Origin of the sequence: Treponema bryantii NK4A124, from assembly GCF_000421345.1 — a bacterium.
GTDB classification, from domain to species: Bacteria; Spirochaetota; Spirochaetia; order Treponematales; family Treponemataceae; genus Treponema_D; species Treponema_D bryantii_B.
Genome location: NZ_ATWV01000011.1, coordinates 88,942 through 110,753, shown reverse-complemented (window position 1 = coordinate 110,753; position 21,812 = coordinate 88,942). Strand labels below are relative to the sequence as shown.

Annotated in this window: 17 protein-coding genes and 1 tRNA gene; 9 read left to right on the top strand and 9 right to left on the bottom strand. The window is 43.9% G+C overall.

Features of this window, described 5'->3' with window-relative positions:
- Positions 1-13: 13 nt before the first annotated feature.
- Genes G626_RS0111705 through G626_RS0111695 form a run of 3 tightly spaced genes read right to left on the bottom strand, consistent with a single transcriptional unit; the run spans position 14 to position 2,517 of the window.
- On the bottom strand, positions 14-388 hold the full coding sequence (locus tag G626_RS0111705) for a hypothetical protein (RefSeq protein ID WP_022932974.1): 375 nt from the start codon (positions 386-388) through the stop codon (positions 14-16).
- Between the two features lies 1 nt (position 389).
- Positions 390-1,358, bottom strand: coding sequence for a prolipoprotein diacylglyceryl transferase (gene lgt, locus G626_RS16505; RefSeq protein ID WP_022932973.1), 969 nt, complete (start codon positions 1,356-1,358; stop codon positions 390-392).
- Positions 1,359-1,368: 10 nt separating this feature from the next.
- Positions 1,369-2,517 (bottom strand): nucleotide-binding protein, encoded by a 1,149-nt coding sequence (locus tag G626_RS0111695; RefSeq protein WP_022932972.1) that lies wholly within the window; start codon positions 2,515-2,517, stop codon positions 1,369-1,371.
- A 71-nt stretch (positions 2,518-2,588) separates the two neighbouring features.
- On the opposite strand from G626_RS0111695, the gene G626_RS0111690 reads away from it, so the two are divergent.
- The 4 genes from G626_RS0111690 to G626_RS17645 are packed head-to-tail and all read left to right on the top strand — an operon-like array spanning position 2,589 to position 6,854.
- A complete protein-coding gene (locus G626_RS0111690; protein ID WP_051142234.1) occupies positions 2,589-4,079 on the top strand; it encodes a S41 family peptidase in 1,491 nt (496 codons plus the stop codon).
- Positions 4,080-4,091: 12 nt separating this feature from the next.
- Positions 4,092-4,928, top strand: a complete 837-nt coding sequence (locus tag G626_RS0111685; protein ID WP_022932970.1) for an RsmE family RNA methyltransferase — start codon at positions 4,092-4,094, stop codon at positions 4,926-4,928.
- Positions 4,929-4,931: 3 nt separating this feature from the next.
- Complete coding sequence (locus tag G626_RS0111680; protein WP_022932969.1) at positions 4,932-5,672, top strand: WecB/TagA/CpsF family glycosyltransferase; 741 nt, start codon at positions 4,932-4,934, stop codon at positions 5,670-5,672.
- A gap of 21 nt (positions 5,673-5,693) precedes the next feature.
- Entirely contained in the window at positions 5,694-6,854 is a 1,161-nt protein-coding gene (locus G626_RS17645; RefSeq protein ID WP_022932968.1) for a sigma 54-interacting transcriptional regulator, read from the top strand.
- Here G626_RS17645 and recQ read toward each other — a convergent pair.
- Positions 6,838-8,700 (bottom strand): DNA helicase RecQ, encoded by a 1,863-nt coding sequence (gene recQ, locus G626_RS0111670; protein ID WP_022932967.1) that lies wholly within the window; start codon positions 8,698-8,700, stop codon positions 6,838-6,840. The two genes, G626_RS17645 and recQ, sit on opposite strands and share 17 nt — an antisense overlap.
- A 46-nt stretch (positions 8,701-8,746) precedes the next feature.
- On the opposite strand from recQ, the gene G626_RS0111665 reads away from it, so the two are divergent.
- Positions 8,747-8,829: transfer RNA gene (locus G626_RS0111665), tRNA-Leu, on the top strand.
- Between the two features lie 38 nt (positions 8,830-8,867).
- Here the strand turns inward: G626_RS0111665 and G626_RS0111660 are convergent.
- Positions 8,868-10,442 (bottom strand): YifB family Mg chelatase-like AAA ATPase, encoded by a 1,575-nt coding sequence (locus G626_RS0111660; protein WP_022932966.1) that lies wholly within the window; start codon positions 10,440-10,442, stop codon positions 8,868-8,870.
- Positions 10,443-10,734: 292 nt separating this feature from the next.
- On the opposite strand from G626_RS0111660, the gene G626_RS0111650 reads away from it, so the two are divergent.
- The 4 genes from G626_RS0111650 (at position 10,735) to G626_RS0111635 (ending at position 16,583) form a co-directional block, all read left to right on the top strand.
- Positions 10,735-12,162 carry an MGH1-like glycoside hydrolase domain-containing protein gene (locus G626_RS0111650; RefSeq protein ID WP_022932964.1) on the top strand — a complete coding sequence of 476 codons (1,428 nt, stop codon included), beginning with the start codon at positions 10,735-10,737 and terminating at the stop codon, positions 12,160-12,162.
- 12 nt (positions 12,163-12,174) lie between these two features.
- The gene (locus G626_RS0111645) at positions 12,175-13,704 is read left to right on the top strand and encodes a Ppx/GppA phosphatase family protein (protein WP_022932963.1); all 1,530 of its coding nucleotides are present in this window, start codon (positions 12,175-12,177) and stop codon (positions 13,702-13,704) included.
- Positions 13,705-13,765: 61 nt separating this feature from the next.
- Entirely contained in the window at positions 13,766-15,904 is a 2,139-nt protein-coding gene (gene ppk1 / locus G626_RS0111640; protein ID WP_022932962.1) for a polyphosphate kinase 1, read from the top strand.
- 97 nt (positions 15,905-16,001) lie between these two features.
- On the top strand, positions 16,002-16,583 hold the full coding sequence (locus G626_RS0111635; protein ID WP_022932961.1) for a hypothetical protein: 582 nt from the start codon (positions 16,002-16,004) through the stop codon (positions 16,581-16,583).
- Positions 16,584-16,631: 48 nt separating this feature from the next.
- Here G626_RS0111635 and G626_RS0111630 read toward each other — a convergent pair whose 3' ends face one another.
- From G626_RS0111630 to G626_RS16495, 4 genes are read right to left on the bottom strand one after another with little or no spacing between them, the layout of a single operon-like run.
- Positions 16,632-17,279, bottom strand: a complete 648-nt coding sequence (locus tag G626_RS0111630) for an L-threonylcarbamoyladenylate synthase (RefSeq protein WP_022932960.1) — start codon at positions 17,277-17,279, stop codon at positions 16,632-16,634.
- Positions 17,276-17,917 (bottom strand): histidine phosphatase family protein, encoded by a 642-nt coding sequence (locus G626_RS0111625; RefSeq protein ID WP_022932959.1) that lies wholly within the window; start codon positions 17,915-17,917, stop codon positions 17,276-17,278. The genes G626_RS0111630 and G626_RS0111625 overlap by 4 nt, the downstream gene beginning before the upstream one ends.
- Positions 17,918-17,925: 8 nt before the next feature.
- Entirely contained in the window at positions 17,926-20,037 is a 2,112-nt protein-coding gene (locus tag G626_RS0111620; protein WP_022932958.1) for a helicase-associated domain-containing protein, read from the bottom strand.
- The gene (locus G626_RS16495; protein ID WP_022932957.1) at positions 20,030-21,772 is read right to left on the bottom strand and encodes a DNA repair helicase XPB; all 1,743 of its coding nucleotides are present in this window, start codon (positions 21,770-21,772) and stop codon (positions 20,030-20,032) included. The genes G626_RS0111620 and G626_RS16495 overlap by 8 nt, the downstream gene beginning before the upstream one ends.
- Between the last annotated feature and the right edge of the window lie 40 nt (positions 21,773-21,812).

Here is a 21,812-nt window from a genome sequence, read left to right as displayed (position 1 = left end):
TGACCGATTTTATTTAGTTAAAAATTTCTTTGAAGGTATTACCGATTTCTTTTCCGGCTTCTTTAAGGTCCTCACCGGCTTTTTTACCAGCTTCCTTAATATCCTTTCCGGCTTCTTTTGTGCCTTTTTTTATTGCTTCCTTGTCTTTTGAAGCTTCTTTTTTGGCTTTAGCCTTCTTTTTTTCGAGTTCTTTTTCTGTTCTTTCAATTTTGCGATTAAGGGCAGCTTCACTTAACTCGGCATATTCACCGGCATGAGTCTTCATTTTAGTAAGCTCAAGTTCAAGAGCAACAATATCTTTTGTGAGATCTGAGTCTACGGCAAAGATGGCAGGCTGAAGAAGTGTGATAACAGAAAGTACAAGAGCAATTTTTTTAGCTTTAATCATTTTAATTCTCCTTTTTAGAAAGACGCCAGTCGACAAATGCATAAATAAGAGCAAATGCAATCATTAAAAAGCAGAGTATCTGACCGGTAGAAATATTTAAGAGTGATGTTGATGTATACAAAGGTGCGTTTGTATCTTTAGCAATTCTGTAGCCGAGATCTGCATCCGGTTCACGGAAGTATTCAATAAAGAAACGGAAAATACCGTAGCCGCCTGCGTAAATTGCACCGAGCATGCCGTCGAATTTTTTATGCTTGCGGCAGAACCAGATAATCAGCCATAAAACAATGCCTTCAAAAAAAGCTTCGTAAAGCTGACTAGGATGGCGGGGAAGATTTACGAGTCCGCTGCCGGAAAGTTCCATTCCGATTTTTGCAGCGAAGTCCTGTACCCATGGGAGTCTTGCAGAAAAACGTTCAGCATCAGGGAAAACCATACCCCATGGCATTGTAGTTATACGGCCATAAAGTTCGCCGTTCAAAAAGTTTCCGAGGCGGCCAAAGGTGTAGCCCAGTGGAATGGCACAAACCATTGCGTCGCTGAATTTAAGAAAAGAGCGCTTTTTGATTTTGCACCATATAAGCATTCCAAAAAGACCGCCGACAAAACCACCGTGGTAAGACATTCCGGCAAGGCCTGTAAAATGACCGGATGCATCGAAAGGCCAGAAAATCAGCCAGGGCTTATGGCGGTAGAGTCCGCTTGTGTCATAAATCAAAGTTGAAAAAATTCTGGCACCAATTAAAAGAAAAATGATTCCTGTGAAAATAAAACTGAACAAATCATCTTCAGTAGTTTTGATGCTTTTTGAATCAAGAGCACCTTCGGTCCAGACCTTACGAAGAATAAAGTATGCAGTAGCAAAAGCAAATGCGTACATAAGGCCGTACCAGCGCAAAAGTTCAAGAAATTTTACACCCGGGAAAATCTGTGGGTGAATCCATGAAGGGTAGTTGATGTATAAAAACATGTTGTAATCCTTAAAGCTTAAATCCCTGCTGGCTTGCTTTTATCAGCTTAGACTTAAGCAGGTTGTTTTCCTTTCGCAGCTGGGTAATTTCATACTGCTGGGTCTTTATCATTTCTGCAAGCTCGCTGATGGAAAGTGAACCGCTTGAAACAATATCATCAATTCCGGAAAGACGGAAGTTGAAGTCTTCATTTGCATCTTCTTCAACATCCTGGAAGTTGTCGCCGTTAAAGCTGTCCGGATTAAATTCTGCGTCAAACTCGTGAGCTGGTGTAGAAATCACCTTGTCTGCAATACGGTAAATTGCCTGACCAAGTACAGACTGAGGCTTATAAACTACAACCGGCAGCTGAGAAGCAAGAGCCTTATCCTGCAGCATATCGCGGTACATAAGACCAAGGTATTCAATTTCAAGACCAAGATACTGATTGCAGGAAGATTTGATTCTCTGTGCGCGGTCGGCATCCTTAGGGTCTTCAATCATATTCATAACAAGACGAGGACGAAACTGCTGCATGCGGTTAATGAAAAGCTGGGTAGTCTGAGGATCCTGCTGAGCAAGTCCCTGAATCAGCTGCGGAATGTAGAGCTTCTGCATTGCAGCTGAATCTTTTTTAAGTTCGTCCAGGTAGGCGCGGCCAGGAGTTCCTTTTTTGAAGGTAGTGTAAAGCAGACGGAAAACAGCGTTTTTCAAAAAGAGATAGCCGTTTAAGGTTGCAGTAACAGCCGGAGCCGAAACGATAATTCCCTGCGGAGAAAGAAGGAACATGTCCAGAATAAACTGATGAGTACCTGCACCAAGGTCAAGAATTATATAATCTGTATCAATATTCTTAAGGTTTTTGATGAGTTTAACTTTCTGTAAATGTTTAAGCGAAGTGAGGTCTGGAATCTGGCTGTCGCCCGCAATAAAGCTTACATTCTGATAGTCGGTTGGCTGAATGATTTCGCGGAAATCATTTTTTTCTGTAAACCATGAGCCAAGACTTGCTTTTCCCGGTCTCTGACCGATTACGAGATGAAGATTTGATGCACCAAGGTCGAGATCGGCAAGAACTACGCGTTTTCCCTGCTGACCAAGTGCAATTGCTAAGTTTGCAGATAAAAGGCTTTTTCCAACACCGCCTTTTCCACTTGCTATAGGTATTATTTGTGACATAGCATTGATTATACCACAATTATCTATAAAAAGGTAGATTTTTTGGTTTTTGTGTCATACAATATATGATTATGAAGAAAATCATTAAGATTATTGCGGTAGCTTTTCTGCTTTGCTCATTTCAGTGTTTTGCCGAGTCTTCGGTCGAAAATGATTCAAAAATCACCAGTTTTCAGTATGTAAAAAAGCTTAATTCTGTTTTTGATTTTGTTCAGCAGAATTATGTTGATGAAATAGATCCAAAAATCCTTTATGAAGGTGCTCTTAAGGGCATGCTTGATGCAATCGGCGACCCTTATACCCTTTATCTTGATTCAGATTACATGAGAGATCTCAACGATACAACCTCAGGCAGTTTTGGCGGCGTTGGTCTTTCAATTTCAAAGGCAGCAGAGTCTACTCCAAGTAAGCCTGCTTATGTAGAGGTTGCTTCTCCAATCGAAGATACTCCGGGTGCCAGAGCAGGAATTCAGGCCGGAGATTTGATTTCTGCAATCGACGGACTACCAACTCCAAGCATGACAATGAATGAAGTTCTTGCTCACCTGCGCGGAGAAATCGGAACACCTGTTACCGTAACAATTCTGCGTGGAAGCAGCATGAAGTTTGATGTAACACTGATTCGCGCCCTTATAGAAGTTCCGACTGTAAAGTATGGAATGATCGAAGGAACAAAAATCGGCTATGCCCGCCTTATTCAGTTTACTCCGGATACAGCCCAGCGCCTTCAGGATGCTTTAGACAGCTTTGAAAAGAAGGGCTATGAAGGGCTGATTATTGACCTTCGCGATAATCCGGGCGGACTCATTACTTCTGCCGTAGATGTTGCAGATAAGTTTATTGATAACGGTCCTATCGTTTCTACAAAGAGCCGCCTTCTTTTTGAAAATACACAGTTTTCTGCAAATAAGGATAAAACAACAGTTCGCCAGGGGTTGCCGATTGTTGTACTTATAAACAAGGGTGCAGCAAGTGCTTCAGAAATTGTTTCAGGTGCCCTTAAAGATTATCATCTTGCATATCTGGTTGGAGAGCGTACTTACGGAAAGGGCTCTGTACAGCAGGTAATTCCTCTCAGCAATACAGACGGAATCAAAATCACTATGGCCCGCTATTATACTCCTAGTGATATGAATATCGACAAAATTGGAATTCCGCCGGATGAAGAAATTAAGAATCTTGCAGACTTTAATGAAGATGAAGAAAAGCTTTATGTTGATATGATTAAGTCTGAAATTATCAGCAAGGCAGCGGAAGCAAAGCCAAATATGACAGAGGCTGATATTGCGGCAGAAGCTGTTAAGGTTGCAAAGGAATATCCTATTGATCAGAGAATTATCCGCCGTCTTATCCGCATTCAGGTGCAGAAGACACAGCCGGCCGTTCTTTATGATTTAGATTACGACCTTCAGCTTAAGGCTGCAATTAATGCTGTTCAGAATAAAGAATTTGCTAATATGCTTAAAAATACAAAGACCTTGCGTCAGCTTCAGGAAGAGGCTGAAGATTCTCAGCCTACAGATGGCAAAGGTCTTACTGCAAGCAGCAGCATAAAGAAATAACTTTAATTCAAGATGCGGCAACTCATTGTAGAAAATAGACAGATTCACAAGGGGCTTATTCAGCTGGAAGGAAAGGATTACCGCTATTTAAGGCAGGTACTCAGGGTACGTGCCGGCGATATGATTAGTGTAAGACTACCGGACGGTAGTTTGAATAATGCAACTGTTGCAAAGATTGATGAAAACAACCGTTGCATAACCCTGCAGATTTGTGCGGCTACCGGTGGAACTATAACCAGAGGAGTTCAGGCAGAAGAGATTTCTGCGGCAGGAACTTCCGGAAGGGTTGAATACTGGCTCTTTCAGTTTTTGCCCAGACCTCAGAAATTTGAACTTATTGTAAGGCAGGCTACAGAATGCGGAGTGGCAGTAATTGTTCCGGTTATTGGTGAATATACGGAAAAAAGTTCTGTCCAGGCCCTTGAAGGTGCAAAAAAAGAACGTCTTGAACGCATTATAAAAGAGGCCCGTCAGCAGAGCGGCTCTCCGGTGGATACCCGGGTTACTGAGCCAATGAGCCTGGAGCAGGCAATTGATTCGTGGAAGCGTGGTTTCGATACGGCCTCCGGCCTACTCAACCACCAGAATGTTGCCTTTGTACTTTCGGAACGTGATGATTGCAGCGGTAACCTGGGGGGGGCAGTGCAGAAGGCGGGTGGCCTTGATAAAATCAAAAAGGCTGCAATAGCAGTTGGCAGCGAAGGCGGAATAAGTCCTGACGAGGTAAGGCTTCTTGAAGAAAAAGGTCTTTTTGTTCCGATTCATTTTGCCGTAAATATATTAAGGTGCGAAACAGCGGCTCTTTATGGAATTGCAGCTGTACAGTCAATGATACTAGGTGGGGTGTAATAAATGTCAATTAAACGCATTTCTTTAATAGGGGTTCCAGTAGATGTAATACAGCCGGAAAATCTTGAGAACGAAGTTCTTGAGCTGCTTGCAAAGCCGGGGACAAAACAGATTGTTTTTCTTTCAATCTGGAATCTTCTTAAAGCCAGACACAAGGGCGTTTATTCAGAATGCATTCAAAATGCAGATTTAATTATTCCAATTTCAAAGAGTATTCTTAAAGGAGCCAAGTTTCTCAAAAAGGATATTCCAGTACGCTATAATCCATTTGAAGCTGTAATCAGAATCCTTTCGATTCTCGACTCTCATTACAAGACCCTATACCTTTTTGGTTCAAGCAAAAAAACAATCAATAAGGCAGAAAAAAATATCAAAGATACCTTCCGCAATTTACGTGTAATCGGCCGTTATGGCGGATATTATCCAAAGTCTGTAGAGGATGATATTGTCGAAGCTATCTATAAAGCTCAGCCTTCTCTGGTTCTGCTCAGTGACGGAATTAAAGAAAAAAACTGCTGGCCTTATAAAAGACGCAACCGTTTTTCTACCAGCATCTTCCTTTACTACAAGGATGCCTTTGGAATTTTTTCAGAGCGTGTAAAACGGGTAAAGGAATCAACCTTCAATAAAGGACATGAAATATTTGTTGAGGTTCTTCATAACCCCTTCAAAATATTTTTGCTTTTGCCATTCATGTGGTATATAATTGTTTTGGTTTGGTACAGACTTTTTAGACATAATTAGTCGTGCCATTTTGGAGAGAATGTGCCTGACGTTCAGGATGTTATAAGCTTGTCGCTGGTTTCAAGGCGACAGGATATTGTAAATTTTATAGAGGCTATGTGTCCGGATGAAATACTTCTGACAATAGCCTCTGGTTTTTCTACATTATCGTTAACAAATACAAGACTCTTGCTGATAGATGCTTCGCTTTTCAAAGATTATGATTTAAAAAATCTTGAATACGGAGAAAAATGCGCCGAGTTTTCAATTTGTATACTTCCTCAGGATATACCTTCTGAGGTAATGATGTATGTGGAAAGAAACTTCAGATATATAATTCCTTTCCCTGTAAATGCTGATTACTTCCGTTCTTTTGCACTGCGTGTTGCGGGAGAAACAGTAAAGATAAAAAAAGGTTATATTTCTCAAAAATTGACTCAGGAAAAAATTCCGGAATCTTTTTTCGGCTATTTTCTGGGAAATTCCAGCATCATAAAAAAAGTCAGAGGACAGATTCTCAGGGCAGCATATTCAAGAGAGCCTGTACTGATTCTTGGAGAAACCGGAACCGGAAAAACAACTGCGGCAGAGGTTATTCATACCATGTCGGAAAGACGCGAGAAGAAGATGGTAAGCGTCAGTCTTTCTACAATTGTGGAGACACTGGCAGAAAGTGCCTTTTTTGGACATGTACGCGGCTCTTATACAAATGCAGAAAGTGAATGCCGCGGTTATTTTGAAGAGGCAAATGGAAGCAGTCTTTTTCTGGATGAACTTGGAGTTGCTTCAACTTCTTTGCAGGCAATGCTGCTTACAGTACTGGAGACAGGAAACTATAAAAAAATCGGCGAAAGTAAAGAACATCATACAGATGTAAGAATGATTTTTGCAACAAATGAAAATCTGGAAAAAATGCTTGGCAACGGTCGTTTTCGAAAGGATCTGTATTTTCGTATTTGCGACAATCTTATCTGCATTCCTCCGCTAAGAGAACATAAAGAAGATATAAGGGGAATGGCAGAAAATTATCTTGATCCGGGGGTAATGATTACCGATGAGGCAGTGGAGCTGCTTCAGGAATACAGCTGGCCTGGAAATATCCGGGAGCTGCATAAGTGCCTGCGTAGGGCCATGCTGAACAGCGGAAATAATGTGATTACAGCGGATATGATAGACTTCGGTGAAATCAGCTTTCCTCAATAAGCTGCAGAATGGCCCTGCCGAATTCTTCGGCCTTAAGACGACCTATTCCATAAACATTCAAAAGTTCGCCCCTGTTTTTAGGCTTTTTTGCGGCCAGATCGAGAAGAGTTTTGTCTCCAAAAATCATGTAAGGAGCGATATTCAAATCATCGGCTTTTCGTTTTCGCCATGATTTAAGTTTTTGAATGATTGCTTCGGCCTGAGCGTCATTCACTGCCGGTTTTTCTGCAACAATTTTTTCTCCGCGGACATTCGTGTTATAGCGCAAGCCGGTTTGACGCATAGGCAGCATGAGGGAATCTCTGGAAGCAACAAAACGTTTTCCTGCTGTCGTTAATTCGAGGATGTTATAGTCGCCGGTTTTTCTAATATAATTTTCTGCAATCAGAAGGTCACACAGTTCCATCCATTCCTGCTTTGAATATTCAGTTCCAATGCCCCAGGTTGAAATTTTGTTATGACCGTTATCAATTATGCGCTGAGCTTTTGATCCCAGCAGTACGTCTGTTACATATCCTGCACCAAATCTCTGATTTGTTCTGATTATACAGCACATAAACTTCTGGGCAGGAATAGTAACATCTTTGAGTTCAGCAGCAGGAGAAGAACAGATGTCACAGCAACAGCCTTCTGGAGATTCGGGATTCTTCTCATAAGTTTCACCGAAATAAGCCAGCAGGGCTTTTCTTCGGCAGGTTCTGCTGGTGGCATAGTGAATCATTCCCTGTAAAAGAAGTTCTGCTTTTTCAGGGTCGGCAGAGTCATCTATAAAATATTTGATTTTGTGAATATCGCCCGGGCTGTAAAGCAGGAGGGCAGAAGATGGAAGACCGTCGCGTCCAGCACGGCCGATTTCCTGATAGTATTCTTCAATTGATTTTGGTAAATCATAATTGATTACATAGCGGACGTTCGGTTTGTTAATCCCCATACCAAAAGCGATTGTTGCGACAATAATCTGAACTTCATCCTTAATAAACAAGTCCTGATTTTTTGCGCGTACTTCATCAGAAAGGCCTGCGTGGTAGGGCAGGGCAGAATAGCCTTTTTTATCCAGAGTCTGAGCAATCTCTTCTACCTGTTTGCGCGAATTACAATAGATGATTCCGCTTTCGCCTGCATGTTTTCTGATGTAGTTGATTACAGTTTCCATTGCGCCCCGTTTTGGCTGAACTTCAAGAAAAATATTTTCGCGGTTAAAGCTTGAAATGAAAACCTTTGGATTTTTCATTCCCAGATTTTTACAGATGTCCTGACGTACATGCTCTGTTGCAGTTGCCGTAAGTGCCAGCATTACTGCATCAGGGAAAAGGTGGCGCACAGAAGCGATTTCAAGATAATCCGGGCGAAAGTCGTGGCCCCATTGAGAAACACAGTGGGCTTCATCAATTGTTATGCTGGAAATTTTTAGTTCAGGGCTTGTAAGAAGTTCCCGGATTCTACTGGTAGCCAGTCCTTCTGGAGAAAGATAAATGATTTTCACCTGACCCGATTTGATTTCTTCTGTTGTTTTGCAGTAGTCTTCCCAGCTTAAACTGCTGTTTAGAAATGCAGACTGAATGCCTGCTGTTTTGAGGGAAGAAACCTGGTCCTGCATCAACGAGATCAGGGGAGAAACAACAACGGTTATGCCTTTAAGAATAAGGGCAGGCAGCTGATAGCAGAGAGATTTGCCGCCGCCGGTAGGCATTACTGCCAGGGTGTCGCGGCCTTTGAGTACGTTTGCGATGATGTCTTTTTGAAGAGGACGGAATTCATCGTAGCCGAAAACAGTTTTTAATACGAGCTTTGGATCTGAGCCTTCAAAGGCGTTTGCAACAATTTTCACATAATTATTATAACACATTTCTACTTGATTTATCCTCCTGTTTTTGATATATTTAGCAAATCACGCCGGAGTGGTGGAATGGTAGACACGACAGACTCAAAATCTGTTGCGAGCAATCGTGTAAGAGTTCAAGTCTCTTCTCCGGTATCTGAAGGCTTCCTGTTTCAGGAAGCCTTTTTTTTGCTTTACAGCTCCGGGACCAGGTTTGTGCAGAGTTTATGAAACTCGACTGCCTCGGTCATGTGTTCCGCGGTAATGTCTTTGGAGCCGGCCAAGTCGGCTATGGTTCTTGCGACTTTGAGGCAGGATGAAATGGCGCGGGGCGAAAAGCCGTAGCGTAAGGTTGCGTTGTCGAGCAGCTTGCGGCCCTCTGTGTCCAGAGGACAAAAGTCGAGAATCTCCTGAGGTGAAAGACGGGCGTTTTTTATTCCCTGGCGTTTGCGCTGGGCTTTTACGGCGCGGGCTATGTCCCGGCGGATTTCTTCAGTTGTTGTCAGGCCCGGTCTTTCTTCTATGTCTGCTTCCTCTTCACTTTTATTTTCAACAAATACACGAAGGTCTATGCGGTCCAGCAGGGGAGCAGAAAACTTTTTCCAGTAGAGTTCAATGCTCTTGAGGCTGCAAAGGCATATTTTTGAATGTGAGCCGTAGTTACCGCAGGGGCAGGGGTTTACCGCCATGAGCAGCTGAAAGCGGGCCGGGTAGGTTGTACTGCGACCGGCTCGGCTAAGGGTTATGGTGCCGTTTTCCAGAGGAACACGGAGCATCTGAAGAACGGACGAGCGGAATTCTGCCGCTTCGTCCAGAAAGAGGACTCCGTTGTGAGCCAGTGAGATTTCTCCCGGCCGGCAGGTTGGACCGCCGCCACAGATGCCTTCGATGCTTGCAGTCTGGTGTGGAATCCTGAATGGCGGAATTCTTATAAGAGGTTCTGAAGGCTTTATAAGGCCTGCCAGAGACCAGATTCGTGTAACAGACTGGGCCTCGTCTGTCGTCAGTACCGGATTTATTGCCGGGAACTTCTGGATAGCCATAGTCTTTCCGCAGCCCGGAGCTCCCAGGGCTATCAGGTTGTGTCCTCCAGCGGCTGCAATCTGCAGGGCCCTTACCAGCTGCCTCTGCCCCTTGAGTTCTGCATACTCGTAGCCAGGCGCAATTTCAGGAAAGTAAACCCCATCAGTTTCCGTACAGCCGGCAGGAAGAGCCCCTTCACCTGTGCCCAGAGAAGAGCGGGATTCGTAAAAGGAAATGTCGCTCAAAGCCCGAAAGGCGTTTTCCAGCGAATCGGCCCCATAAACCTGAACTCCAGCAATCTCGCGGGCCTCATCTGCGTTCTGGACAGGAACAATGCAGCGCATGACCCCGCAGGCTGCCGCAGTAGAAACTGCCGCGTGAATCCCCTTAACTGCCCTTACATTCCCGGACAACTCAAGCTCTCCCATCACTAAAACAGGATCGGACAGAAAATCTGTACGGCCATCGGCCACGGCTTTTGCTGCCAGAACTCCCAGCGCTACAGGAAGGTCAAAGCCGGCTCCTTCTTTACGCAAGTCGGCCGGGGAAAGAGAAATGAGAACTCTCTCCGGCGGATACTCGAAGCCCGAATTACGAATCGCCGCCTGCATGCGTTCCCGGGATTCCTTTACAGCCCCGTCCGCCAGCCCTACAATATCCGTCGCAGGAATCCCGCGGCGTAAATCAACTTCCACAGTAACCAGTGCCCCTTCATATCCGAAGGGAGAAAACGAATAAATCTGCATAATGCCTCCACAGATAAAGTAGACAGACTTGTATCGTTTTAGGCAGTTTTTTGGAAAAAAAGTTTAAAAAAATTGCAGATTCCGGTAAATTTTGAAAAAAATCAGGAAAGAGGAGAAATTTTCTACTTTTTTTCAAAAAATCAGCTCTTACCCCTTGAATATGAAAAAAAAATTTGTATAATTTTGCGAAATTTTTTATCTATTTTCGAAAAAGTGTGTTATATTATATGTAGCGGTTTTGTCCTCTAAGCTTTCAGGCACCGCTATTAACCGCAAAAAGTAGGAGTTGCTTGTGAATAAGCACGATTTTCCAAAAATCCATTTTTATGATCAGGATTTTGTAGACATTTATAATAAGACATGGTCTTGGGTTTCTTCTTTGTGGATTAACCCGGAAACCGGAGAGCAGGATTCAGAGGGCTTATTTATTTATCCGGAAAAGGACAAGCTGATTATCAATCAGTTTGAGTCTATCTTCTCAACTTTCTTCCTTGTATATTCAAACAGGAATTTTGATGCCTGCAAGAATATCGATTATTTTTATGCACGTCAGGAAAAGTCTGGAGCTATCCGCTGGAAGTATGATGTTAAGACAAATCAGCCGGTTCTCGAAAAGGACAATAAAGAAGGTGTAGGTCTGCCTCTTTTTGCATTTGCAGAATACAATCTCTTCCATAAATCAGCTAATAAAAAGCGCATTAAGGATGTAATGCCTGCCCTTCAGAAATATATGGCATGGCTGGATGATACATTTAAAAAGCCAAACGGACTTTATTCAGTTCCTGTAAGTGCTTCTTCAATGACAAACTCTCCTCGCGAGAAGGTTTATTATCCTGTAGATTTTAATGCCTGCATGGCAATCAATGCATCTTATATGTCGGCTCTTGGTGATATTCTTAACGACAAGGATATCAGCTTCCAGTACCGCAAGATGTACTTCTCACTTAAGACAAAAATCAATTCTCTTATGTGGGATAATAATTCAGGCTTCTACTATGATCTTGATAAGGAAGAAAAGCAGACTAAGGTAAAGACAATCGCTTCTTACTGGACAATGCTTGCAGAAATCCCTAATGCTGATAAGGCAGATCTTCTTGTAGCTCATCTTAATAACCCTAAGACTTTTGGTACAGAACATCCGTTCCCAACTCTTAGTGTGGATAACCCTAACTTCAGCGAAGACGGAAACGGCTACTGCGGTTCTGTAATGCCAGCCTTCAACTTTATGGTAATCAAGGGCCTCGAAAAATATGCTCAGTATGAGTTTGCCCGCGAATGTGCAATCCGTCACCTTTACTTTGTTCTCGAAGGTCTTATGCCTAACGAAAACAAGCAGCCTGGTGACCTCTTTGAAGCTTACCTGCCTAACAAAGAGGGCCGTGCAAAAATTAACAAGAAGGACTGGGCTCGTTCCCGCTATCTTCTTACAGCAGGCCTTTCTACAATCGCACTTATGATTGAAAATGTAATCGGACTTTCCATCAGCCTTCCTCGTAAGACTGTAGACTGGATTATTCCGAACCTTGAAATAATGGGTATAGAAAACCTTTCGCTTAAGCGCAACTTAATCACAATTCTGTCGAACAAGAGTTCGCGCGGCTGGGAAATCCAGATGGAAAGCGAAAAGCTCTACTACTTTACAATCAATATCCTCGATCAGAAGAAAAAGACATTGCCGATTCCAAGCGGCAAATGTTCTATGCTTATCGACAAGCTATAAGCGGAGGTTACAGTGGCAGCCCCTGAATCAGTTATTGAAATAGGTTCGACAGGGGTTCGCCTCCTCGTAGCCGAATTTTCAAGTGATGGAAAACAAAATATTCTCGACCGTTCCGAAAAGCCCCTGCCTTTGGGTAAGGACGTTTTTACCAGCGGAATTATAAGCCAGGATACACAAAATCAGCTGATTCAGATTCTTATCCGTTACCGGGAGCAGCTGCAGGCCTGGGGAATTACTCCTGCTGAATGCACCTGCGTTGCCCTTTCTGCCTTCCGCGATGCAAAAAACTCTGACCCTATTATGGACCGGATTCTTGTTCAGGCCGGTTTCCACGTACGAATCATAGATGGTATTGAAGAAAACAAACTTATGTATCTGGCTGTTTCTGACTGTATTAAAAACCAGACCTCGGCTTTTAAAAACGAAGATACTGTAATTCTTGTGGTTGGCGGTGCTACTACCGAAATTATGATGATGTCTGAGGGAAAGATGGCCGGAGTTCACAGCCTGCGTCTTGGTACTGTACGAATTGACCAGCAGATGAAAAATCAGACTTCATCTTATTCTGATATTCAGCGTTATGTTCAGGAATCAATTAACAATACAAAGGGTTCTCTTGAAAGTGAATTGAACCTGAGCGAGGTCCGCCAGTTTATTGCTGTTGGTCCTGATATTACTCTTGTGGCTTTGAATGTTGGCCGCCCGGTTTCTACCTTCCTTTGGGAAATTGATAAAAATGATTTCTCGGCTTTTGCAAAAGAGATTCAGGGCTACTCTGTTGATGAGTGTGTTGCCCGTTTTAAAATTCCTTACAACGAAGCAGAGACCCTGCAGGTAAGTCTTTTGATTTATGACCTCTTCCTTCATCTTACAAAGGCAGAAAAACTGCTTGCTCCGGAAACTAATATCCGTAATGGTTTGATTTTGAGCCAGCATTCAATTGAAAACGAAGAGCTGCAGAAGGAATTCAATATTCAGATTACCGCTTCTGCCCGTAACCTTTTGCGCAAATATCATGGCGATGAAATGCATGCCGAATGCGTGCGTATGATTGCGGTAAAGATTTACGATACTTTGAACAATGACCTTGGTTACAATGAGCATGTAAGAACACTTCTGGAGACGGCGGCAATTCTTCACGATATTGGTGGCTTTATCCGCTACGACAATCATAACCTGCACAGTTCTTACATTATAAGGAACTCAGAGATTTTTGGACTTTCCCGCAAGGACAATACAATCGTTGCAGAAATTGCAAAGTATCATAAGGGTAATTCGGTTCCTCAGGATGAAGACAGCTTCCTTATGCTGCCCCGTTCTGACCGTATGACAATTTTAAAGCTTACGGCAATTCTTCGTATTGCAGATGCCCTGGACCGTGGTCATATCCAGAAGTTCAATGATTTTTCTATTAAGCTGCAGTCCAACTCGATTGTAATTCATACTAAATCTTCAAAAAATACAGTACTCGAAAAAATTGCCCTCAACGAAAAGTCCGGCATGTTCGAGTCAGTTTTTGGTTATAAGGTGATTTTGCTGTAAGTACGGTGGTTGAGTAGGCGAAGCCGTATCGAAACCACCGTGGTACTCAGGAGGATGTTTTATGCAAGAACGTTTTTTCAACCGCGAGCTCAGCTGGCTCGAGTTTAATGCCCGCGTTTTATTTCAGGGGCTTAATAAAGAGCTGCCTCTGCTTGAGCGCCTTCAGTTTTTGTCTATCGTAACTTCTAATTTTGATGAATTCTTTCAGGTCCGTGTAGCCGCAATAAAACGTCTTCTTGCAGAAAATCCTAACTTTGTTGATGTATCAGGACTTTCCCCTCAGATGGTTTATACTTCTGTTTCTGCCCGCGCCCATCAGATTATCCGCAGTCAGCAGGAATGCCTTATGCAGGATATTCTGCCTGCTCTTGCAAATCAGGGACTGACCTACGTTACTCCAATGCAGTATAGTCAGCCACAGTCAGATTATCTGAACGGTATTTTTAATTCAGAAATTTTCCCTCTGCTTACCCCTCTGCGCACAGATACAGAAGCCTTTCCTCATATTAAAAATCTTACAACCTACGCGGCCTTTCTGCTGGCACCTATCGCTGGTATTAAAAAGTCTGCCGGGGCAGAAGAATTCCGTGGTAGTGAAGATGCTCCGCGAATTGCTTTAGTGGAAGTGCCGGATGGAATTCGTAATATTTACTGGCTTTCGGGAAATAACGGGGCTGGTGGCCGGGGCGGTCAGTTTGCCTTACTGCAGGATATTGTTACTGAGTTTGGAACCAAGCTCTTTCCAGGTTTTGAGGTTGAAGAAACTTTGCTCTTTAAGGTAACCCGTGATGCAGACTTTGCTGTAGACGAAGATGCGGGAAAGAATTTTATTCACGCAATGGAAGATGTTTTGATTCAGAGAAAATCTTCCTTCCCGGTTCAGATGACCTGTAATTCTTCAAGTACAAAAATCCAGAAGTTTTTGATGGAAATGCTGGAGCTGGCAGAAGATGATGTTTACCGTGTAGACCAGATTATAAATCCGGGTGACCTTATGGAGCTGCGGGAAGCAGACGAAAGCGGGGAGATGAGCTTTGAGTCCTGGGAGCATTTTTATCCGGCAGATCTTCCTGAAGAAGAGCCTTACTGGGACACTCTTAAACTGCACGATAAAATACTTCACGTGCCGTACGAAAGCTACGACCCGGTTGTAAAATTTATTTCTGATGCGGCAGATGATGATGATGTGCTTGCAATCAAAATGACCCTTTACCGAACCGGCCATAACTCTCCGATTATCGATGCTCTGGAGAGGGCGGCTCAGAGAGGAAAGCAGGTTGTGGTTCTTGTTGAACTTAAGGCCCGCTTTGATGAGGAGCGTAACATTGCCTGGGCTAACGAGCTTGAGCAGGCCGGCGTTACTGTAATTTATGGTCTTGTAAATCTTAAGGTTCATGCAAAAATCTTAATGGTGATTCGCCGCGAAAGTGATACAATCCGCCGCTACGTTCACCTGGCAACCGGAAACTATAACACTAAAACTGCAAAGCTTTATTCTGATATTTCTCTCTTTACCGCTAATCCGCAGATTGCAAATGATGCGACACTTTTCTTTAATCTCGTAACAGGCTATTCAACTTTGCAGAATATGAACTGTCTGAGTATGGCGCCGGTTACAATTAAGTCCCGCCTCATTGCAATGATAAACCGCGAGATTGAACGCAGCCGTCCGGAAAATCCGGGCCTGATTATTGCCAAGATGAACAGCCTTACACATGAGGAAGTTATTTCGGCTTTGTACAGGGCGAGTCAGGCCGGGGTTAGGGTTTTACTGAATGTTCGTGGAATCTGTATGCTGGTTCCGGGGCTTGAAGGGCTCAGCGAGAATATCCGGGTGCTTTCTATCGTAGACCGCTACCTTGAACACTCGCGAATTTTCTATTTTCAGAACGGAGGCACACCGGAGCTTTACTGTTCCAGCGCCGACTGGATGAACCGCAACCTGGACCGCCGCATTGAGCTTATGTTCCCGATTCTGGATAAGGCAGCCTTTGAAGATGTAAAATCAATTCTCGATACTTACTTTGCCGACAATGCAAGAGCTATGGAGCTTCAGGCAAATGGAAGCTGGCTGCCGGTAGTACGGGGTAAAAAGGAAGATGTCGTTCGTGCCCAGGAAGTACTTTATAAAAAATATAAAGAGCTGGAAGAAAAAAAGCCGACAGCCGGCGAAAAAAAGTTTGAAGTAAGACGAAAATAAACAAAAAAAATAAAAAGAAAAAACAAAAGTGGTAGTATAAGTAGTGACCTTATGGGTTATATCATTATAAAATAAGTTTAGCGCGAGGAGGTGCTATATGAAAAAAACTTTATCACTTTTGGTTGTTGCTTTTGCAATGTGCATGATGATTTTTGCAGAAGACCCGGGGCTCTATGTAAAGAGTGGAGAGACCAGTACGCCTGTAAAAGTAACAAGATTGGTAAACAGCAAAAACTCAGGATCAGCCGGAGGTTTTAGCATTGGTAAGGCAGAGCACAAAATGAAAGGCCTTACATCCGGCGTAAATTATGCAGAAGGTGATTCTTTAATCTTTGTTTTTACCCCTAAATCAGGAAAGAAAATTAAACTTGCAACCCCTTTTGGAGAGACCAGTACAACAGAAAACTTTCTTCTTTACAAACTTGAAGTAGGAAAAAAAGAAAGAAAAGTTTCCACCGGTATTGAAATAATGGGATTCAATACAAAAGAAAATGGTGGAGCAGAACTGCCATTCACTCAGATCGATGACAACACTTATGAAGTAAAACTTGAGAACCTGGAGCCTGGTGAATATGCATTATTCTATACTCTACTTTCTGAAGGCGGAAAGAAAGCAGCTTCAGTCTTCAACATCGACCCTGTAAGCTGGGACGAAGCCTGGTGTTTTACAGTTGAGTAATCTTTAGCTCTTAGATGAGAAAGACCGCATTTTGTGTGCGGTCTTTTTTTATATCTGAACGCTTCCCTGTCTCAGAACTTTTACATTGCCATTTTCAATTGAAACAAGAGTCGAAGGCAGGGCTCCTTTTTTGTCTCCGTCGTCTATTATCAGGTCTACTTCGTTTGCGAACTCTTGTGTGATGGCGTTTGTGGTGTCGAGGACCGGCTGGCCGCTGCGGTTTACGCTGGTGCTGAAAATCGGGGCCTGGCAGCTGGCAATAATCTTGCGCAGCCATTCGTCGCCCGGGCAGCGGAAGGCTACGGTGCGGGATTCGGGGATGGCTGTGGCTGCGAGAGGTGAGTTGTCTTTTATGTGCACGATGATTGTGAGGGCGCCCGGCCATTTTGCAAGCAGTTCTGGCGGAATATCATCATCTGTATAAAGACGGATATCTTCGGGTTTTGCAATCAACTGGATAAGAGGTTTTGTTTCTGCACGGCCCTTGATGGCGCGGATTTTTGCGTCGGTCTGGAAGGTGGCATGGGCTGTTGCTGTGGTGGCGCTTGTGTCGCTGGCGGCCGTGTCACTGTTGACCAGGTCTACGATTCCGCTGAAGCCGTAAACTGTGTCTGTCGGGATTATTACTATGCCGCCATTGCGGAGAGTGTCGGCAGTTTTTTCAATTGATGAAGGGTCTGATTTTTTTAGAATCATTTTGTGCCTCGGGTATAAGGATTTTCATGAGCCTGATCTTCGGCGGTTTTTGTCCATTTTCTTCCGTCGAAGGTGTATACGGTTTCTTCGCAGTTACCCTTGAGTCCGCTGCCCCAGAAGTTGTCAATTCCATGTCCGTCCAGGTAGCACATCATGCCTGCCAGAAGAGCACCGTGGGCAACAATCATAATGCGGGCGTCCGGGCGACTTTTCTGAAGAGGTTCAATTATTGTTTGAACAAAAGTTTTTGTTCGTTCGCAGACAGACTCAAAAGTTTCTCCTCCCTCCGGAGGAATGTAGCGGCCTGGATCTGTGAAAAAATATTTTCTTGGATGGTCTGTGTTAATCCAGTCATCATAAGGAAGCCCTTCCAGATTTCCAAAGGAGATTTCTGTAAGAAGAGGATTTTTGATAATAGGATAAATTTTGTGCCCCCGGATAAGGCAGGCTGTTTCGTAAGCCCGGTTCAAAGGCGAGGAATAAATGCAGTCAAAATCAATGTCTTCTGAATCCAGACGTTTGCCTAGTTCAGCTGCCAGCTTACGGCCATTTTCATTGAGGTCGATATTTTGTGCACCCTGAAAGCGTTTTTGAGCGTTCCAGTCTGTGGTGCCGTGTCTTACAATGTAAAGTTCCATAATGTATCCTAAAAACGAAGCCGACGCAGATGTGTGATTCGGCTTACTAAAAAGTTTTCAATTTCTTTTGTCGGTTCAACTTCAAAACGCATAACAGCTTCGCCCGGTTGTTTTGAAATTCCCAGAGGGTGGCCGACGATTGTAAAAAAGTCTCCCTTACCGTCTGCAGCAGGCATTTGCAGCTCCATCAAATCATCATCCTTAACGGCTGCTTCAATCAGATGAACCTTGCCGGAAAAATCCATTCCATCAGCTTCCAGAATTTCTGTGCGTACTGCTGCGGTTTTCAACTGATTTTCTGAAAGAATCAGGCGGCTGGAAATTCTGTGGGTAAGGCTTTCCTTGAGCTGCTTTTCCATATCCTGAGATGCAAGACTGCCTTTTAATTTTTTGAGCAGTTTGTCTGCTTCAACCAGAGAGGTCTTTTTAATTTCGAAACTATCAGCTTGTGCTTTATTTTGGCCGGCCGCAAGAACTCCGATTTTGTGTCCATCACGTAAAAGAGGGAAGCTTGAAAATTCTGATTTTGTTTCAGATGATTTTACATTGCCGAGAAAATCCAGAGAGCTTTCTGCAATAAAGTCAGAAATGTCCTGGCCTGCCGGAATGCTCAAAAGGTAAATGCCTTCAGCCAGTTTTTCCTTTATGTATTTTTTGATATTAGGATTGTTTTCCGCAAGGGCTATGTTATTGTCTCGAACCTTAAGAACATAGCCGTGGTAAAGCATGGCAGAGGAGTAAGAGTTGTACCATTCAGTAATGTTGATTTTTAGGTTCTGAGGAATCTGATAGTTTGTATAGTTTGAAAGGCAATCAAAAATTGAATCCGGATTCCAGCCTGCATCAAAGCCGCTGGCAGCTGACTGTCTTGTAATTTCAAATTCGGTTACAACCTCGCACTTTTTAATCATCATAAAATCTGTAAGTGGAAGTAACTGTGAAAGTGAAAGCCCAGGCAGAAGAGTGACGGTGAAGGTTGAATCAATATTGAGAACTCCGGTTTTTGGGCGCTCCTGCAGGGAGTGTGTCGAATCCTCATTTGATAATGCTTCTGCGGTTTTATACAAATCAAGGCCATCTTCCGTTTTTCCAAGCTTCTGTAAAAGTCCCAGCTCCATAGCGCAGTCAATCATGCGGTCAAGAAGCTCTGCATTCTGCACGGCATCATTTCCTGCTTCCTGACGGGCAGCTTCGAGAATCATACTGAAGCGGCTTTTTCTGGCAAGGGCATTGCCGTCCTGAGTATAGGTACCAGCCAGAAAAGCGAGGCGGAGAATTGCCGCTCGTGTAAAACCGGATTCCGGAATCGAAGAAAGACAGTCGAGTAAAAGCTGGGCTTCTTTTTTAAGTCCGTCCCGGCTGAAGCGGGAAACTGCAGCGGCACACAAAAGTGCATACTGCTGAGCCTGACTCAAGGCGGCAAAGGCTTTTACTTTTGAGGCTTCGAGACTGTAGCCTTTGTCGCTTTCTGTAACAAGCGAAAGGTTTACAAAAGCAGTCATCAAAAGTTGAAGAAGCTTGTCCCTGCCGGGGAAGATTTCTGCAAGACGGTTCTTATCATTCTTTTTGATTGTGCCGTCTGCTTTGCAGGAAATGCCGCGAACCTTTATATAAGACAAAAAGGCAGAAAGGAAATTCGGAGAGATAGTGAATACATCATCAATTGAAATACTTGCGGCCTTAAAATCCGGGAAAATAATTTTTGTATCAAGATAAGGATTAAGAGAATCTCTGAGCAGGGGATTAATTGCAAGAAACTCTTTTCCGCTTATTTCGTCTTTATCGGTGTAAATTAAAAGACGTTCAGTAAGATTAATTATTTCTGCATAAAGTTCTGTAATTGTATAGGCACCGCTGAAGAACTGTATCAGAGTTTCCTGAGAGGCTTTTGGAATCAGGGAGAGGGCTGTCAGAATTTCAACATCAAAAGAATCCATGAGAGTAAGAATGCTCTGAAGATTTTCTTCCCGGCGGATAAAACTTGCAAGCTGTTCGGTGAGGCGCTGCTTGTTGTAAGGTGTTTTGATTTCACCCAGGTAGAGACGCATTGTGTTGAAAAACTGCTTGTCTGGCAGAGAGGCAATTGCTTCCTGCCAGCGTGAGATTTCGCTTCTATTCATCCAGATTCAACTCTCCATCATATCTTACAATTTTATATTCATAGCCCTGTTCGGCAAGAAACTTCTGTCGGTTAGAGCCGAATTCTTCTTCTACAGTACTGCGGGTAATCAAAGTAAAGAAGCGGGACTTGCGCTCTTTTGGTCTGAGAATACGGCCGAGGCGCTGAGCTTCTTCCTGTCGGCTGCCGAAGGTGCCGCTTACCTGAATTGCAAGAGAAGCATCCGGCAGGTCAATTGCAAAATTGGCAACCTTGGAAACAACCAGAACCCGGATTTTTCCTTCGCGGAAATCCTGGTAGATTTTATCGCGTTCTGCGGTAGGCGTTTTTCCTGTAATTATAGGACAGCCTAACTCCTGTACAATTTCATCCAGCTGCTGAAGGTACTGGCCTATTACAAGAATTTTATCATCCGGGTGCTGATCAATAATTTTCCTAACTACCGGTAGTTTGTCTGGGTTCATGCTGGCAATTTTGTGCTTTTCACGAACAGTGGCAACTGCGTAATCAATTTCTTTATAAGCGGGCAGGTCTATTCTCACTTCAATGCATTCGGCAGTTGCAATCCACTGGTCGCGTTCCAGTTCCTTCCAGGGTACATCGTAACGTTTAGGGCCAACAAGACTGAATACATAACCTTCACAGCCGTCTTCGCGAACGAGAGTTGCGGTAAGACCGACTCGGCGAACAGCCTGCAGGTCTGCAACTACGCGGAAAACCGGGGCCGGCAGCATGTGAACTTCGTCGTAAATAATAAGGCCCCATGGACGCTCGTGGAAAATAGAAAAGTGAGGGTAAGGCCCTTCCTTGTCCGGTCTCCAGGTAAGCACCTGATAGGTTGCAACGGTTACCTGCTTTATTGTTTTTGATTCACCGGAATATTCTGCAATCTGGTCTGCAGTAAGTGTCGTTTTGTCCAGGAGCTCGTCTATCCACTGGTGAACAGCAGAAATGTTTGTTGTAATAATAAGCGTAGAGGTCTTGAGCAGATCCATGATTGTCATGCCGACGATGGTTTTGCCCGCGCCGCAGGGAAGTACGATTGTACCAAAGCCGGTTCCAGGTCCCTTGTCGCCTACGAGGGCGCGGGCAGCACCGCGCTGGTATTCGCGGATTTCGAGTTTCTTGCCGGCTGCTGTCGTTTGGCGTAGAGACACATCAAGCGGTTCTCCATCAATTAAAGCCACTTCATCCTTTACCGGCCAGCCAGCCTGGAGAAGAAGCTGCTTAATTGTTCCTCGGTCTGTCAGCTTAAGAAGGAAAGAAAACTGAGGTGCACCGTCGCCGTCGATGCTTGCCGTCAGCAGCTTTTTTACAGAATGATTTGCGCCAATTTCCTTGAAAATAGGAAGAGATTCTGCAACAAGATAAAGGTGGTGTTCAAGGACTTTTTTATCACTCCCTTCCTTTACTGGAACTTCAATATCCGGGCCTTCAATCAGCTTGATTTTTCCGAAGCGGCTTGCAGTTTCCTTGAGCCAGGCAACCACAGATTGAGGCACATCATAGCGGGCATATTTTTGCAAAACAGCAGCCGCATCATCAGCTGAAAAACCTGCAGAAGCAGCGTTCCAGAGGGAAAGAGGAGTAAGTCTGTATGTGTGAAGATGCTCAGGAGATTTTTCCAGCTCGGCAAAAGGAATCAGCGCATTGCGGCATTCCTCTGCCAGAGGTGCATGCACATCCAGCAGCAGCGAGCGGTCTCCCTGAACAATCAGCGGGTTTTCATAATTCATCGCAACAGATAATTATAGCAGAAATGCGCTGATTGTAGAA

Bases quoted from the DNA above. Each gene is read 5' to 3' on its own strand.
- G626_RS0111705 (WP_022932974.1), bottom strand. From the start codon at position 388: ATGATTAAAGCTAAAAAAATTGCTCTTGTACTTTCTGTTATCACACTT.
- lgt (WP_022932973.1), bottom strand. From the start codon at position 1,358: ATGTTTTTATACATCAACTACCCTTCATGGATTCACCCACAGATTTTC.
- G626_RS0111695 (WP_022932972.1), bottom strand. From the start codon at position 2,517: ATGTCACAAATAATACCTATAGCAAGTGGAAAAGGCGGTGTTGGAAAA.
- G626_RS0111690 (WP_051142234.1), top strand. From the start codon at position 2,589: ATGAAGAAAATCATTAAGATTATTGCGGTAGCTTTTCTGCTTTGCTCA.
- G626_RS0111685 (WP_022932970.1), top strand. From the start codon at position 4,092: ATGCGGCAACTCATTGTAGAAAATAGACAGATTCACAAGGGGCTTATT.
- G626_RS0111680 (WP_022932969.1), top strand. From the start codon at position 4,932: ATGTCAATTAAACGCATTTCTTTAATAGGGGTTCCAGTAGATGTAATA.
- recQ (WP_022932967.1), bottom strand. From the start codon at position 8,700: ATGTGTTATAATAATTATGTGAAAATTGTTGCAAACGCCTTTGAAGGC.
- G626_RS0111660 (WP_022932966.1), bottom strand. From the start codon at position 10,442: ATGCAGATTTATTCGTTTTCTCCCTTCGGATATGAAGGGGCACTGGTT.
- ppk1 (WP_022932962.1), top strand. From the start codon at position 13,766: ATGCAAGAACGTTTTTTCAACCGCGAGCTCAGCTGGCTCGAGTTTAAT.
- G626_RS0111635 (WP_022932961.1), top strand. From the start codon at position 16,002: ATGAAAAAAACTTTATCACTTTTGGTTGTTGCTTTTGCAATGTGCATG.
- G626_RS0111630 (WP_022932960.1), bottom strand. From the start codon at position 17,279: ATGATTCTAAAAAAATCAGACCCTTCATCAATTGAAAAAACTGCCGAC.
- G626_RS0111625 (WP_022932959.1), bottom strand. From the start codon at position 17,917: ATGGAACTTTACATTGTAAGACACGGCACCACAGACTGGAACGCTCAA.
- G626_RS0111620 (WP_022932958.1), bottom strand. From the start codon at position 20,037: ATGAATAGAAGCGAAATCTCACGCTGGCAGGAAGCAATTGCCTCTCTG.
- G626_RS16495 (WP_022932957.1), bottom strand. From the start codon at position 21,772: ATGAATTATGAAAACCCGCTGATTGTTCAGGGAGACCGCTCGCTGCTG.